This is a genomic window from Vibrio sp. 970 (assembly GCF_033339075.1).
In genome coordinates, this window is the sequence record NZ_JAWOTW010000761.1 from 1 (window position 1) to 529 (window position 529).

General features: G+C 45.0%; 1 protein-coding gene. It reads right to left on the reverse strand.

The window, feature by feature from the left end:
* The coding region (locus tag R7Q11_RS29050) for an aminopeptidase N C-terminal domain-containing protein (RefSeq protein WP_225467330.1) at positions 1–529 on the reverse strand (529 nt) is incomplete at both ends.

Sequence of the window (529 nt, forward strand, 5' to 3'; positions counted from 1 at the left end):
GGTTTGCAGCCAAGAACGAGCCAATTAAGCTGCGCGTACGGTTCGGGTTCTTCAAGCTGAACGCCTCGTGATTCATGGTTGCTTTCACTTTTTCAAGTGCATCTTCTGCTGGGTTAGTCCCCTGCAGTGCAAACCATTTATCCATAACTAAACCGTCATGTTTCCACTTATCGCTGTAATCAGCCATCAGCTCTTCACGACATTCCAGTTGAGCACTATTCGCTGCACTCATAGCTGCAATGGTATCGGTCATGTTATTGGCAGCTTCATACTGCGCTTTAACTAACGTGTTACCTTTGTCTGTATGAGCTAAGAACTGAAGGCATTGATTACGCAACGCACGTTTGCCGATTGCTGCATGGTCGATGGTGTATTCGGCTTGTTTTAGCGTGTGGTAAGTGGCACTTAGTTCATCTTCCAATGCGGCAGAAAGTGACACTGTAATGCTATTTAAAACCGTATCAACTGCATCTACATCAATCTGTTTGTACCAGCCTGTGATTTCATTGATAGATGGCAATGAGAAGAC